Source organism: Amycolatopsis sp. lyj-109, from assembly GCF_046548995.1.
Taxonomy (GTDB): Bacteria; Actinomycetota; Actinomycetes; order Mycobacteriales; family Pseudonocardiaceae; genus Amycolatopsis.
In genome coordinates, this window is the sequence record NZ_JAJPWR010000055.1 from 1 (window position 1) to 15441 (window position 15441).

General features: G+C 71.7%; 9 protein-coding genes. 7 read left to right on the forward strand and 2 right to left on the reverse strand.

The window, feature by feature from the left end; translation table 11 throughout:
- The first annotated feature begins 147 nt into the window (after positions 1-147).
- The 5 genes from ACLJQF_RS48540 to ACLJQF_RS48560 all read left to right on the forward strand — a co-directional run bounded on the left by ACLJQF_RS48540 (position 148) and on the right by ACLJQF_RS48560 (position 6403).
- Positions 148-1590: an arabinofuranosidase catalytic domain-containing protein gene (locus tag ACLJQF_RS48540; protein WP_410617448.1), complete on the forward strand. Its 1443-nt coding sequence runs from the start codon at positions 148-150 to the stop codon at positions 1588-1590.
- A gap of 30 nt (positions 1591-1620) precedes the next feature.
- Entirely contained in the window at positions 1621-3051 is a 1431-nt protein-coding gene (locus ACLJQF_RS48545; protein WP_410617449.1) for an endo-1,4-beta-xylanase, read from the forward strand.
- Between the two features lie 35 nt (positions 3052-3086).
- Positions 3087-4019, forward strand: coding sequence for a GNAT family N-acetyltransferase (locus ACLJQF_RS48550; protein ID WP_410617451.1), 933 nt, complete (start codon positions 3087-3089; stop codon positions 4017-4019).
- Positions 4020-4142: 123 nt separating this feature from the next.
- Positions 4143-4487 carry a TetR/AcrR family transcriptional regulator C-terminal domain-containing protein gene (locus tag ACLJQF_RS48555; protein ID WP_410617452.1) on the forward strand — a complete coding sequence of 115 codons (345 nt, stop codon included), beginning with the start codon at positions 4143-4145 and terminating at the stop codon, positions 4485-4487.
- A gap of 311 nt (positions 4488-4798) precedes the next feature.
- Positions 4799-6403 (forward strand): long-chain fatty acid--CoA ligase, encoded by a 1605-nt coding sequence (locus ACLJQF_RS48560; protein ID WP_410617453.1) that lies wholly within the window; start codon positions 4799-4801, stop codon positions 6401-6403.
- A gap of 28 nt (positions 6404-6431) precedes the next feature.
- On the opposite strand, the gene ACLJQF_RS48565 is transcribed toward ACLJQF_RS48560, so the two are convergent.
- Positions 6432-8123 carry a helix-turn-helix domain-containing protein gene (locus ACLJQF_RS48565; RefSeq protein WP_410617455.1) on the reverse strand — a complete coding sequence of 564 codons (1692 nt, stop codon included), beginning with the start codon at positions 8121-8123 and terminating at the stop codon, positions 6432-6434.
- A gap of 146 nt (positions 8124-8269) precedes the next feature.
- Here ACLJQF_RS48565 and ACLJQF_RS48570 point away from each other — a divergent pair, with 146 nt between their 5' ends.
- Together ACLJQF_RS48570 and ACLJQF_RS48575 are read left to right on the forward strand one after the other, a co-directional pair.
- Positions 8270-9661 carry an MFS transporter gene (locus tag ACLJQF_RS48570; RefSeq protein ID WP_410617456.1) on the forward strand — a complete coding sequence of 464 codons (1392 nt, stop codon included), beginning with the start codon at positions 8270-8272 and terminating at the stop codon, positions 9659-9661.
- Complete coding sequence (locus ACLJQF_RS48575; RefSeq protein WP_410617457.1) at positions 9658-11250, forward strand: tannase/feruloyl esterase family alpha/beta hydrolase; 1593 nt, start codon at positions 9658-9660, stop codon at positions 11248-11250. Before ACLJQF_RS48570 ends, ACLJQF_RS48575 begins: the two co-directional genes overlap by 4 nt.
- Before the next feature lie 150 nt (positions 11251-11400).
- On the opposite strand, the gene ACLJQF_RS48580 is transcribed toward ACLJQF_RS48575, so the two are convergent.
- Entirely contained in the window at positions 11401-15069 is a 3669-nt protein-coding gene (locus tag ACLJQF_RS48580) for a glycoside hydrolase family 3 C-terminal domain-containing protein (RefSeq protein WP_410617459.1), read from the reverse strand.
- Positions 15070-15441 lie beyond the last annotated feature (372 nt).

Below are 15441 nucleotides of genomic sequence, written 5' to 3' on the forward strand. Positions count from 1 at the left end.
GCTGGTCGTGAGTGGTAATTCGGGTTAGAACCCGAATTACCACTCACGACCACCAGCCACGGCAAACGGTGACCTTGTTCCGCCAGGTCACGCACACAAGTATCCCTGCAGTACTAGCGGAATCCGTCCGGACAAAGGAGTTCGACGATGAACGCACGGTGGAAGAGGATATGGCCGGCGGTGCTGATCGCCGCGGGCGCGGTGACCGGCACGGCGACGACGTCGCAGGCCGCCACCGAGGGGCCGTGTGACATCTACGCGGCCGGAGGAACCCCTTGTGTGGCCGCGCATTCGACCACCCGGGCGCTGTACGGCGCCTACAGCGGCTCGCTCTACCAAGTGCGGCGCGCTTCGGACAACACGACGCGGGACATCGGCGTCCTGAGCGCCGGTGGGGTGGCCGACGCGGCCGCGCAGGACGCGTTCTGCGCGGGAACGACCTGCCTGATCACGGTCATCTACGACCAGTCCGGCCGGAACAACCGCCTCACCCAGGCCCCGCCGGGCGGCTTCCAGGGCCCGGCACCCGGCGGGTACGACAACCTGGCCAGCGCGACGGCCGCGCCGACCACGATCGGCGGGCAGAAGGCGTACGGCGTGTTCGTGGCACCGGGGACGGGGTACCGCAACAACAACGCCACCGGCACCGCGACCGGTGACCAGCCGGAGGGCATGTACGCGATCTTCGACGGCACGCATTACAACGGCGGCTGCTGCTTCGACTACGGCAACGCCGAACGCAACAGCCGCGACAACGGCAACGGCACGATGGAAGCCATCTACTTCGGCAACATCAAGGTCTGGGGCTACGGTGCCGGGAACGGGCCGTGGATCATGGCGGACCTGGAGAACGGGCTGTTCTCCGGGGTGAACCAGCGCTACAACGCCAACGACCCGAGCATCAGCCACCGGTACCTGACGGCGATCGTCAAGGGTGGCCCGAACCGGTGGGCGATCCGCGGCGGCAACGCCCAGTCCGGCGGCGTGTCGACGTTCTACGACGGCGTGCGGCCCAACGTGTCCGGCTACAACCCGATGCGCAAGGAAGGCGCCATCATCCTCGGCACCGGCGGGGACAACAGCATCGGCTCCGCCGGTACGTTCTACGAAGGCGTCATGACGTCCGGCTACCCGTCGGACGCCACCGAGAACGCCGTGCAGGCCAACATCGTCGCGGCGGGGTACGGCACCGGCGGCAGCAACACCGGAACCGGGCCGGTGCACGCGGTCGGCGCGGGCAAGTGCCTGACCGGCGCCGCCCAGAACACGCAGTTGCAGATCGCCGGCTGCAGCGGTCAGCCGAACCAGGCCTGGACGCGCACGTCGGACGGCAGGCTGACCGCCACCTTCGGTGGGGCGACGCTGTGCCTCGACGCGTCCGGCCAGGGCACGAGCGCGGGCACGAAGGTGGTGACCTGGCCGTGCAACGGACAGGGCAACCAGCAGTGGACCGTCAATTCCAACGGCACGGTCACCGGTGGCCAATCCGGACTGTGCCTGGACGTCACCGGCGCCTCCACGGCCGAGGGCGCGCCGGTCGAGCTGTGGACCTGCAACGGCGGCAGCAACCAGCAGTGGACGTTCGGCTGACGCCGTCCCGGACCGAATCGAGGGCCTTCGATGATCACCGATGCACTCCCACGGCGGCGTCTCCGGACCGCTGCCACCCTCCTCGCGGCGGCCGGCCTGACGGCGACCGCGCTGGTGCTCTCACCCGACGTCGCCGGGGCGGCGAGCACGCTCGGGGCCGCGGCCGCGCAGACCGGCCGGTACTACGGCGCCGCCATCTCGACCAGCCACCTGGGCGAGGCGGCGTACGTGAACACGTGGACCGCGGAGTTCAACGGCGTCACGCCGGAGAACGAGATGAAGTGGGACACGGTCGAGCCCAACCGCAATCAGTTCAACTTCGCGCCCGCCGACCGGATCGTCAGCCAGGCGAAGGCCCAGAGCATGAAGATCCGCGGGCACACGCTGGTGTGGTACCAGCAGCTCGCCCCCTGGGTCGGCGGGCTGGACGCGAACAACCTGCGTTCGGCGATGCTGAACCACATCGCCCAGGTGGCCGGGCACTGGAAGGGTCAGGTGATCGCCTGGGACGTGGTCAACGAGGCGTTCGAGGAGAACGGCACCCGCCGGCAGGCGACCTTCCAGCAGAAACTCGGTGACGGCTACCTCGAGGACGCGTTCCGCGCGGCCCGCACGGCCGATCCGGGCGCGAAGCTCTGCTACAACGACTACAACACCGACGGCATCAACGCGAAGAGCACCGGGATCTACAACATGGTCCGGGACTTCAAGAGCCGCGGCGTGCCCATCGACTGCGTGGGCTTCCAAAGCCACCTCTCGGCGAACTCGAACCTGAGCAGTTACCAGGCCAACCTCCAGCGCTTCGCCGACCTCGGGGTCGATGTCCAGATCACCGAGCTGGACGTCGGCGGCTCGGGGACCGGCCAGGCGAACGTGTACCGGCAGGTGACCCAGGCGTGCCGGGCGGTGGCCCGGTGCACCGGGATCACGGTCTGGGGCGTCACGGACAAGTACTCGTGGCGGTCCGGCGACACCCCGCTGCTGTTCGACGGCAACTACGGCAAGAAGCAGGCCTACACCGCCGTCCTCGACGCGCTCGGCGGCGACGACCCGGATCCCGGCGGGGGCACCGGCCCGGTGCGGGCCACGGCGGCGAACCGCTGCCTGGACGTGCCCGGCTCGTCGACCACCGCGGGTACCCAGGTCGCCATCTGGGACTGCCACAGCGGGGCGAACCAGCAGTGGACCCGCGGCAGCGCGGGCGAGCTGAGCGTCTACTCCGGCGGGACGAAACGCTGCCTGGACACCGCGGGCGGGGGGACCGGCGCCGGCACGGCGGCGGTGATCGCGAACTGCAGTGGCGGGAACGGCCAGAAGTGGAGTTTCACCGGGACCGGGACCGTCACGAACGGCCAGTCGGGACTGTGCCTGGACGTGAGTGGCGCGGCGACGGCCAACGGCACCAAGGTGATCATCTGGACCTGCAACGGCGGAGCCAACCAGCGGTGGGCGGTGAGCTGACCGCGTTCCGGCCGGCGCGGTCGTAGGCTGGCCGGGTGGACGAACTGCCGGTGGTGACCGAACGCCTGACCGTGCGCCGGTTCGACGCCGCGGACGTGCCGGCGTTCGCCGCCTACCGCTCGGATCCGGCAGTGGCGCGCTACCAGTCATGGGACGCGCCGGTGCCGGACGCCGAAGCGAGGCGCCTGGTGGCCGAGTTCGCGGCCGCCGGGGAGGGGGCGCCCGGCTGGTTCCAGTACGCCGTGGAACTCCGCGGCGGCGGCGGGCTGATCGGCGACGTCGGGGTGTGCGTCGACCCCAACCGCATGCAGGCCGAGCTGGGGTTCACCATCGCCCCGGCGCACCAGCGGCGGGGATACGCGACCGAGGCGGCGCGCTGTGTGCTGGACCGGCTGTTCGGCACCGGGATCCGCCGGGTGTCGGCGGAGTGCGACGCGCGGAACACCGCCTCGGCGCGGCTGCTGGAGCGGCTCGGGTTCCGCCCCGAGGGCCACCGCCGCCGGCACACCTGGCTCAAGGGGGAGTGGACCGACGACCTGCTCTTCGGGTTGCTGGCCGAGGACCACGGCGGCCCGGAGATCTTCGCCTGCCGGCCGAACCTGCTGGTGCGCGACCTGGCCGCGAGCGTCGCGTTCTACGCGGACGTGCTGGGGTTCTGGGTGGGCTGGCGCTGGTCCGACCGGCAGGCCCGGTTTCTCGCCGGGGACGAGCCGACCGAGCCGGGCACCGCGCTCGTCGGCCGCGATCAGGTGCAGCTCATGTTCACCCAGGTCGACGGCTCGCACACCACCCGGCTGCACCTGGACGTCTCTTCCGCGGCCCAGGTCGACGAGTTGTTCCGGGAGTGGAGCGGGCGGGGTGCCGAGATCGCCGAGCCGCCGTTCGTGCGTCCGTGGGGGATGTACGAGATGCGCCTGCACGACCCTGATGGGAACGTGCTCCGGGTGAGCTCCCCGCCGGCGCACTGACCCGAGCGCCCCAAGGCGGCCTTCGGTGCGTCTGACGCACCCAAGGCGGCCTTCGGTGCGTCAGACGCAACCAAGGCCGCCTTGGGGCGCCGGCGTGCGCAGCCTCCTCACGCCGTCCGGCGGTTGAACAGCCGGCCCGTCGCCGCGACCGACAGCGGACTCGCCGAGCAGGACAAGCTGTCGGCTGTCTTGCTCGTCACCAGCTTCACCCGCAGCTTCGCCATGCTCAGCAGCGACATCGCGGCGGCGTTCGAGTCGGCGGACCCGACGACGGCGCGCGTCATGCCGCAGGACGGCGAGCTGATCAAGAAGCTGACCACCCGGGCGGAGTACCCGGCCCTGCACGCGGTGGTCGACGCGGGCACGTTCGACGACGCCGGGGAGTTCGACGGCCTCGACCACGACTTCCGGTTCGGGCTCGAGCGCGTGCTCGACGGGATCGAGACACTCGTCGATCGCCAGGCCTGACTTCCCCGCCGTCCGTCGCGGGGGACCGGTAACCGCTCGGCGTGCCCGGGTCCCGTGGCTATCGTGCACGCCATGGGGAATGCCGACGGGCCATGGGCGGGCCGGGCCGCCCTTGCCGTCCGGGCCGCCGATGCCCGAGTGCGCCTTCGTGGAATCCTTCGTCTCCGCCACCAACGGGTTCGCCACCGCCCGGTCGGCGTGGAGGTGATCACCACCGTCGACGGCCGGTGAGTGGGCGGTTCGCACCTCTGCGCCGCCCGAGATCGCTCCTAAAGTCACTCGCGACCAGCCACCCGACCGGAAGAGGCGCCATGGACGGGCTGATGCAGCCACGGCCGCTCACCATCGCCCACATCCTGGAGCGTGCCGAGCGGCTCTACGCGCACAAGGAAGTCGTCACGGCCGGGGGCGAGCGGCTGACGTATGCCGCGGTGGCCGTCGGGACCCGGCGGCTGGCCACCGCGCTGGCCGGCCTCGGCGTCCCCACCGGCGCCCGGGTTGCGACCTTTGCGAGCAACCACCGGCGGCACCTGGAGCTCTATCTGGCTGTGCCGGTGACCAAGCGGGTGCTGCACCCGATCAACATCCGGCTGCCGGCGGAGCACCTGGAGTACATCGTCGAGCACGCCGAAGACGACGTCGTGTTCGTCGATCGCGCGCTGCTGCCGCGGATCTGGCCGAGCGCCGCCCGGCTGCCGCGGGTGCGGTACTGGGTGGTGCTGCCGGATGACAGCGGCGAGCCGATCGCGGCGGATCCCCGCGTCCTGCACTACGACGACCTGGTCTCCGCGGCCGCTCCGTTCCCGGGCTCGTTCGAGGACACCTTCACGCTCGCGGACGAGCACCTCGCGTCCGGGCTCTGCTACACCTCCGGGACGACCGGGCCGCCCAAGGGCGTGCTCTACAGCCACCGCTCGACGGTCCTGCACGGACTGGGGACGCTCGCCGCGGGCCTGGTCGGTCTCTGCGAAAGCGACGTCGTGCTGCCGATCGTGCCGATGTTCCACGCCAACGCCTGGGGCCTGCCCTACGGCGCGATGCTGACGGGCGCGTCCCTGGTCCTGCCCGGCCCGTCCGCGGACCCGGACCACCTGTTGCGGCTGATGGCGGCCGAGCGGGTCACGGTCGCCGGGGCCGTCCCCACGGTCTGGACGGGCATGGCGCCCGGCCTGCGGGACCACGACCTGAGCGCCACGCGGTTCCTGCTCGGCGGCGGATCGGCCGTCCCGCCCGCGCTGTCGGAGACCTACCGCGCCGCGATCGGCGTGCCCATCACGCATTCCTGGGGGATGACCGAGGTCAGCCCGGTCGGGGCCATCGGCGGCACGCGCACCCAGCACCGGGACGCGCCCGCGGCGGACCAGGTGGCCGTACGGGCCGCCCAGGGCCAGCCGCTGCCGCTGGTGAACGTCCGGATCGTCGACGTCGAAACCGGCCGGGAGCTGCCCCGCGACGGCGACGCCGTCGGCGAGCTGCAGGTCGCGGGCCCGTGGGTGGCGGGCGGCTACTACCGGGTGGACGCCGGCGGCAGCTTCACCACGGACGGCTGGCTGCGCACCGGCGACCTGGCCACCCTCGACGCCGAGGGGTACCTGCGGCTGGTGGACCGGATGAAGGACCTGATCAAGTCCGGCGGCGAGTGGATCTCCTCGGTCGAGCTCGAAGGCGCCATCACGGCCCACCCCGACGTCGTCGAAGCCGCGGTGATCGGCCGGCCGGACCCGCGGTGGATGGAACGCCCGGTGGCGTACGTGGTGCTGCGCGAAGGAAGCCGGACGGCGGCCGAAGAGCTCTTGGCGCACCTCACGCCGCTGGTCGCGAAGTGGTGGCTGCCCGACGAATTCGTGTTCGTGCCCGCCTTGCCGAAGACGGGCACCGGCAAGATCTCGAAGACCGCCCTGCGCGACGGGTCGTGAGTGAGAAACAGTGTTCTAACACGATTTCTCACTCACGACCGGTGGCCCGGAGCTGGTGCAGCCGGAGCCCGAGCTGCAGCTCCAGGTCGTTCTCGTGGCGCCAGTCGGAGCCGAGCACCGTGCCGGCCCGGTCCAGGCGCTTGAGCAGCGTGTTGACGTGCAGGTGCAACGCGCGAGCCGTCGCCGCGACGTTGGCGCGGTGGACGTAGAACGCGCTGAGCGTGCCGACCAGATCGGTGCCGCGCCGCCGGTCGTACTCGAGCAGCGCGCCGATCGAGCCGGCCAGGAACCGGTCGAGCTCGCCGGCCCGCTCGGGGTCGAACACCATGGCGTACAAGGCATACCGTCGGGTGGTGGCGCCGCCGTCGGCGTGCCCGAGCGCGCGCATGACGGCGCCGCAGCGACCGGCCAGCGAGAACGCCCGGGCCCAGTCGTGGCCGCCCGCGCGTTCCCCGACGACGATGACGGGAGCGCCCAGCGTCCGCCGCAGTCGCGTGTGGACGTCCGCGACGGTCGCCTCGTCGTCGGGGCCCGGCAGGATCATCGTGGCCCGGCCGAGGTGCTCGCCGGCCAGCCCGGCGCGCTCCCGGGCGATGGCGTGCAGGTGCCGCGCGAGATCGGCCGGCGGCACCGCGGGGGAGTCGGCGACCAGGACCAGATCCAGGCGGTCGACGTCGATGGCTCGCGCCCGGGCGCGGGCGCGCTGGGCCGGGCCGATGCCGGGACTGCCGACCATCAGCTCGGTCAGCAGTTCCCCGCTCAGCCGCTCGCCGGCCTCGGCGACGGCGCGTTCCTTGAGGATGAGCAGGCCCAGGATGTGCGTGGCGCGCTCGAGGGTCCGCAGATCCGTGTCGTCGCCGGTGCCCGCGGGCCGGCTCCACACGAGCGCACCGAGGGAGCTGTCGCCCGCCTGGACGGCTGCCACGCTGCGGTCCGTCCCGTCGGCGCCCGGCGACGTCGTGCAGCGGCCCGTGCGGCGGGCCTCCTCGACGGCGCCCGCCAAGTCTGTCCATAGTGGACTCTCGGCCCGGTCGAGCAGCGTGACACCGCCGCCCAGCTGATCGGCGAGGTGCTGCGCGACGTCGCCTGGTGTGCCGCCGTCCAGCACGACGCCGGTCAGGGCTTCGTGGATCGCCTGCGCCCGCTCGATCTTCCCGTACGCCACCCGCAGGTCCCGCAGAGCGGTCCGGCTCGCTTCGTAGAGCCGGGCGTTGTCGAGGGCGACCGCGGCGTGATCGGCGAACGCGTTCAGCAGCGCGATCTCCTCGGCCTGGAACGACCGTTCGGAGCGGTCCGCGGCGAACAGCGCGCCCACCGCTTCGCCGCGGATCACCAGCGGGACGCCGAGCAGGGCCACCAGTTCTTCGGTGACCACCAGGCGGTCGAAGTTCGGATCGTGCTGGATGAGCGTCGAGGTGGCGTAGTCGCGCACCCAGTGCGGGCTCCGGGAGGCCAGCACCTTGCCGCCGAGTCCCACCGTGGCCGGGATGGCCGCCGCGAGGAACTCCGCGGAGATGGTGCCTTCCGACGCGCGCGCCGACAGCCGGCCGTCCGCGCCGACCAGCGACAGGTAGGTGAAGTCCGTGCCGATCAGGTCGTGGGCGTGGTGGACGATCGACTGCAGCACCTCGTCGAGCTCGCCCAGCGCGGTGAGCGACTTGACGGTCGCGTACAACGACGCCAGTTCGCGCTGCCGGCGCGGTTCCGCGGTACTCGTCACGGGGGCCGTCCTCCTCGGTGTCGGGTGGGCGAAAGACCCACCGCTGTGGCGGGAGGAGTGGGTGGTCCACACCTCAGGCCGCAGGGTAACCGCCCCCTACCATCACCGCCAGCACCTGCCTGACCTCAGCGACGAAGGCGGCACCCATGGCCATTCCGCTCACCCAACCCGAAGGGCAGTCCGGCACCGGCGTGCCCGCGACCCCGCGCCGGGCCTTCCGCAAACTGCTGGCGGCCGGGCTGATCGGCAGCTCGATCGAGTGGTACGACTTCTTCCTCTACGGCACCGCGGCCGCGCTGGTGTTCCCCAAGGTGTTCTTCCCGCACGCCTCGGCGCTGACCGGCACCCTGCTGGCCTTCAGCACGTTCTGGGCCGGGTTCGTGGCGCGGCCGATCGGCGGCGTGCTCGCCGGGCACCTCGGGGACAAGTACGGGCGCAAGCCGGTGGTCGTCGCCTGCCTGGCGGTGATGGGGGCCGCGACCTTCCTGATCGGCTGCCTGCCCGGCGCGGCGAGCGTCGGCGCGCTGGCCCCGACGTTGCTGGTCGTCCTGCGGTTCGTCCAGGGCCTCGCGGCCGGCGGGCAGTGGGGCGGCATCGTCCTGCTGCTGACCGAATCCGCCAGCCCCAAGCGGCGCGGCTTCGCCGGGACGTTCGGGCAGACCAGCGTGCCGGTGGCCGTGATCCTGTCCAACCTGATCTTCGTCGCGGCCAGCAGGCTGATGCCGGACGCCGCGTTCCTCAGCTGGGGCTGGCGCATCCCGTTCCTGCTCAGCGTCGTGATGTTCGGCGTGGTGCTCTACATCCAGGCCAAGGTGGAGGACACGCCGGAGTTCCGGCAGCTGCAGGAAGCGGTGGCGGACACCGAAGGCCCGGTGGTCCGGGCGCCGCTCGCCCAGGTGCTGCGCAGCAAGTGGCGGACCATCCTGCTCGGCTGCGGGCTGCTGTCGGCCACCAACAGCCTGTTCTACGTCAGCATTTCCGGGCTGCTGAGCTACGGCACCGGCACGCTCAAGCTCCAGCGCGACTCGCTGCTCGCGGTGGTGCTGCTCAGTTCCGCGGCGATGCTCGCGACGATCCCGTGGTCCGGGCACCTCTCGGACAAAGTGGGCCGCCGCCCGCTGATCCTGGTCGGCGGGCTGGGCGTCGCGCTCTGGGCGTTCCCGTACTTCGGGCTCGTCGGCACCGCGTCGCTGCCGCTGATCTTCGTCGCGGTGACGGTGGGATTCGTGTTCCAGTGCCTCACCTACGGCCCGATCGCGAGCTTCCTCGGCGAGCTCTTCGCGCCGAGCGTCCGCTACTCGGGTGCGTCGCTGGCCTACCAGCTGTCCGCGATCGTCGTCAGCGGGGGCACGCCGTTCCTGATGACCGCGCTGATCGCGGAGGCCGGGAGCACGTGGCCGGTCGCCGTCTACATCACGGCGATGGGGCTGATCACCTTCGCCAGCGCGTGGTTCCTGCCCGAGACGAACCCCGCCGAGGTGCGGGCCGATCCGCACGCCGTCCCGGGTGCGCACCTCCACCAGGCGGCCGCGCGATGAGGAAGATCGTGGTGGCGGCCGCCGTTGCGCTGGCGGCGAGTGTCCCCGGACCCGCGCTTGCGTCTCCTGCGGCGCCGGAGTGTGCCGGGCTGACCGGGCTGCGGATCCCCGCGTCGGTGCTGAGCCTGCCGACGAGCGGCGGGCTGGTCACGGCGGCTTCCGCTGTGCCCGGTGACTACTGCCGGGTCGACGCCGAGCTGTACCCCGTCGACCCGGCCGCACCCGCGATCAAGCTGCGCGTCGCCCTGCCCCGCGTCTGGAACCACCGGGCGCTGATGTTCGGCGGCGGCGGGTACAACGGCACCATCCCCGATCTGGCGGCGAACGTGCCGTTCGGCCCCGCGGACCGGCCGACGCCACTGGCCCGGGGGTACGCGACCTTCGCGAGCGACTCCGGCCACCAGCAGAACCCGGCGTCCCCGCCGTCCCTGGACGGGTCGTTCGGCGTGAACGACGAAGCCCTGACCAACTTCGCCGCCGGAGACGCGCTCAAGAAGACGCGGGACGCGAGCCTGTTCCTCATCAGGCGCGCGTACGCGGCGACGCCCACCGAAGTCTTCTTCGCCGGTGGGTCGACCGGCGGCCGCGAGGCGCTCGTCGTCGCCCAGCGGTGGCCGGCCGCGTTCGACGGCGTGCTCTCCGCTTTCCCGGCCTGGAACAACCTCGCCGAGATCCTCGATCTGGGCTACCTGACGCAGGTTCTGTCGCGTCCGGGGGCGTTCCCCGATCCGGCCAGGCAAAAGCTCCTCTACGACAGCGTCGTCAAGACGTGTGACGGCCGGGACGGCGTCGCCGACGGAGTCGTCTCGGACCCGGGCTGCCGCTTCGACCCGCGTGTGCTGCGCTGCCCGGGCGGGACGGATGCCGGCCCGGCGTGCCTGTCGGATGCGCAGATCGGTGCGGTGACGGCGATGTCGTCGCCGTTCCGGTGGCCGTACCGGATCGCCGGCGGCGAGACGCAGTACCCGGGGTTCCCGTTCCTGTCGGGGGCGGACATGCGGACGCCGTTCCTCGGCTTCGGCACCACCGCACCGGCCGACCCGATGCCGGTGACCAGCGGCTACGGGATGCAGTACTGGGCCCAGTGGGTCAAGTACTTCCTGACCAGGAACCCGGGACAGAACGCGCTGGACATCGATCCCCGGCACCCCGGCCAGTGGCTCGGCCGGATCAGCGCCCTGTCGCTGATCGAGGACCGCAACAACGCCGACCTGCGTCCGTTCGCCCGCGCCGGCGGCAAGCTGATCCTGCTGCACGGCGCCGCGGACGAACTCGTCTCGCCGTACTCGACGAGCGACTACTACGAGCGGGTGCGCGCGGTGGCGGGCCCGCGCGCGACCGAGGAGTTCCTGCGGTACTACGTCGTGCCCGGCGCCAACCACGCCAATTTCGGGACCCCGGCGTTCGCGGCGAGCTGGGATTCGCTCACCGCGCTCGAGCGGTGGGCCGAAACCGGCCGGGCGCCGGTGCACCAGGTCGTCACCGACCTGGCCCACCAGCGCACGCGGCCGCTGTGCGGCTACCCGGGCTGGCCCCGGTACCGCTCGGGTGATCCGGACAACGCCGCGAGCTTCGCCTGCACCCGCTGATCCACAGCGCCCCAAGGCGGCCTTCGGTGCGTCAGACGCACCGAAGGCCGCCTTGGGTGCGTCAGACGCACCGAAGGCCACATTGGGGCGCTTGGGGCCGCTGGAAAGTGTCCCGCCGGCGAGTGCCGCCGGCGGGACGCCACCCCTCGGTCAGCCGATGGCGACGGTGAAGATGTGCATCGCCGCCGTGCCCATGTTCGCTCCGTCGCTGACGTCCGGCAGGGTCAGGTACTGGACCGTCTTCCCCGGCTGCAGCGGGATCGGGGCGTAGTACAGGCTCACCCGCTGGTCCAGCCGCCCGTTGCTGTTGTTGAGGTACGGCAACGTCGTGAGGATGTCGCCGCCGGTGGCCGCATTGGACCACCAGTCCGCGAAGCTCACCGAGTGGGACTCGGTCGTCCCGTCGGTGTAGGTCACCGTGGCCGTCCCGCTCGGGCTGCCGTAGTCGCCGGCGCCGATCAGGCCCAGCGTGTTCCCGGAGCCCGAGAGCGCGATCGTCTGCCCGCCGGCCGAACTGCCGGCGACCACGTTGTCCGGGCTGCCCGGCCGGGCGTCCGGCCAGGTGAACGTCAGCCCGTCGTGGGTGAACGTCGCGTCCGGCGTCAGGCTGGGCGTCGCCGCGGCCAGTGCCTGCGCGGAGAAGCTCGCGTTGCCGCCGTCGAAGTTGCCCGCGCCGGGGGTGGCGTCGTCGCTGATCCCCACGTTGTTGTACGCCGCCTGGAACGACGGGTACGGCGGGTGTGGCAGCAGCACGGTGGTCGCGTCCACCGAAGTGCCCCGCCCGCTGGCCGAGGTGAAGGTGGCCTGCGCCGAGACGTCGAACTTGCCGGGCTGCGCCGAGGCCGGCACGCCGATCTCCCAGGTGGTGCTGACGGTCTGCCCGGCGGGCACGGTGGCGAACGTCGACGGCGAAGTGGCCTTCGCGGTCCAGCCGGCGGGCACGCTCAGCGTCAACGCCACGTCACGCAACGGCCGGGCGCCCGCCGGGTTCGGCAGCGTGGTGGTGGCGGGGTACGTCGTCCCCGCCTTCACCTGTGCCGGTGCGCTGAGCGTGAACGGCTGCTCGACCACCACCGGCGTGGTGCCGGTGACGCCGTCGACCGTGACGCTGATGGTCGCGACACCCGGCGCCACCATGGTCACCTGGCCGCTCCGGCTCACCTGGGCCACCCGCGGATCGCTGCTGCGGTAGCCGATCCGGGCCCGCGAGAGGTCGACGAACGACTGGTCGTCGTGCACGGCCTCGACGATGTGGTCGGCCGGCACGTGCTGCGCGGCCTGGGCGGTGACGTCGGCGATCCACGGGTTCTTCGCCGTCAGGTCGAGGCGCCGGCCCGGTGCGAAGACGACCTGACCGGGCTGCACGGTCACGTACTTCGTCTTCGGCGCGAGGGCCCCGGTTACGCCCACCTCGGCGGTGCCGGCGAGGTGCGCGGAGTCGGCACCCACCCCGAACCGGTACTGCCCGGGGTAGACCACTTCGCGGCGCTTCCCCTCGTCCCAGAAGGACAGATCGCCGATCCGCACCGGGATGGCGATGTGCTGGGTCCGGCCCGGGGCCAGCACCTCGGTCTTCTTGAACCCGGCCAGCCGCTGCCGCGGCAGTTCCACGCCGGGCACGGTGAATGCCGTCGCCGCGTACAGCTGGGCGACGGTGGCGCCGGGGGAAGTGCCGGTGTTGGTCACGTCCACGTGCACCGTCACCTGCCCGTTCGCGTCGGCGGACCGGGTGTCCGCGTGGACGCGGGAGTAGGTGAACTTCGAGTAGGAGAGGCCGTAGCCGAACGGGTACGCCGGCGTGCCGGTGAAGTACTGGTACGTGCGGCCGAGCCCGCCGGTCTGCGACGGCGTCAGCCCGTAGTTCTTCATGGCGGGCAGCTGCGAGTCGTCGGCGTACCAGGTGAAGTTCAGGTGCCCGCTGGGGTTTTGCTTGCCGAACAGGACGTCGGCGAGCGCGGTGCCCTGGCTTTCGCCGTTGTACGAGCTGAACACGATGCCCGGAACACCTTCGGCGTGCCCGAGGGAGACGGCGCCGCCCGCCTGGACGGCCAGCGCGGTCCGCGGGTTGCCGGCCGCCTTGACCTGGTCGATCAGCGAGTCGTAGTTGCCCGGCATGGCGATGGTGGTGCGGTCGCGGCCCTCGGTGGCCACGTTCCCGTCGGTTCCCGCGAACACCACGACCAGGTCGGCCGTCTTGATCGCGGCGAGGGTCTCCGCCGAGCAGCTCGCCGCCGTGGTGGTGCCGGTGGAGGTGCCGCACGCGTCGAAGGTGACCGTGGCGTCCGGGCGGGCGGCCTTGACCGCGGAGGTGATGCCCTGCACCGCGTTCACCTGCAGCGCGGGCTCGCCGGAATAGCCGCCGAGAGTGACCTTGCCCGCGAGATCGCCGACGACGACCACGGAGCCGAGCTTCGCCGGGTCGGCGGGCAGCAGCGGCGCGGAGGTGCCGGGGACCGCATCGTTCTTCAGCAGCACCAGCGAGTTCGCGGCGACCTTCGCGGCCAGCGCCTGGTGCTCGGCGCTCTGGATCACGTCCTTGGTGATCTTGGTGTAGGCCACCCGGTCCGGCGGGTCGAATTCGCCGGTCTGCATGCGGGTGGTGAACACGTGCACCAGCGCGTTGTCGAGCACGCCTTCGGACAGCACCCCGGCCTTGATGGCGTCCTGGATGTTGGCCACGGTGGCTTCCGTGCCGGTGCAGTTGAGCTGGGTGCCCGCGCGCAGCGCGTACGCCTGCCCGCCGGCGGCGCCGGGGACCTGCTGCCCGGTCGTGGTGTTCGTCCACTGAGTGCCGCCGTTGGAGGTGGCTGTGGTCCAGCCCGGCGGCGCCCAGTTGTGGCTGCCGGGCGCGTAGACGTCGCCGACCGCGCCGCAGTCGGACGTGGTGTAGCCGTCGAAGCCGTAGGTGCGCTGGGCGATGGCGTTCGCCGTGTAGGTGTCGGCCGGCGCCGGCGTGCCGTTGATCGCGTTGTACGACGTCATCAGGCCGGACACGTGCGCGTCCTGGATCAGGTGTCGGAACTGCCGGGTGTAGTAGTCGCGGATGGTGGTCTCGGTGGTGTCCGAGGAGTCCGCGTGCCGGTCGTTCTCGACGTCGTTGAGCGCGTAGTGCTTGGCGGTGGCCGCGACCTTGAGGTACGGCGTCGTGGGGCGGCCGGACGCGGTCTGGCCCTGGTAGCCGTTGACGAACGCGCCGGCCATCTTCGCGACCAGGTACGGGTCTTCGCCGAACCCTTCGTCGGTGCGGCCCCAGCGCGGATCGCGGTCGAGGTTCACCGTCGGCGCCCAGTAGGTCAGGGAACCGTAGTTGTTCTTGTCCGGGCCGATGTTGTTCTGCGCGACGCCCCACAGCGACTTGTCCAGCATGCCGCGGGCCTCGTCGGAGATCGCGGTGGTCTCCTGGCGGATCAGCTCCGGGTCCCAGGACATCGTGCTCGCGAGGTTCGTCGGGAAGCTGGTGGCGTGCACCCCGCCGGTCGCCGGGCCGTCGTCGGTGTTCGCGCCGAGCGTGTTGAGGCCGTGCTGGCCCTCGCTCCAGTAGGTGTACTGCTGCACGCCGAGCCGCGGGATGGCCGGCGCGCTGTTGGTCCGCAGTTGCAGCACCTTTTCGGGCAGCGTCATGCGGGCGACGAGGTCGGCGGCCCGCTCGGCGAAGCTGTAGTGGGTGTCGCGGTAGACCGGCACGCCGGCCGGCTGGGCGGGGGCCGCCGAGGCGGCCGGGACGAACGTGGCCGCGGTCATGGACACCGTCATCGTGACGGCGAGCAGGGGCGCGGCGGTCAGCCGTACCCGTCGCCGGCCGGTGAAGCGCAAGGACATCGGATCTCCGTCGCAGAAGGTCGATGGGCTGGGTGCTCCGGCCGTGCCAGGAGGACTGGCGCGCCGCCGGCCGAGGGGGACCGCCGGTTCGCAGGCCGGCCCGTCACCATCGTTCGCAAGGGATCCGGATCTGGCAAGTGATTCACGGCCTGCCCGGTGTCGCTGCTGGCCGGAGCCCGGCGGTGGCTGAAAATTTCACCTGCCCGCGGTTTCCGGCTCGGCTCGGCCGGGCTGTGCGACGTCGCCGGTGTCCCTGGCGGGACGTCCGTGCTGGGGTGAAAATCGTGTCTGGTCGCTTGCGTGACGTCGTGTGTCCTTGGCGCTGGGTCGAGGCCGTCATTCAGTCTGACGCTGGGAGCCGCCTGAGAGTCC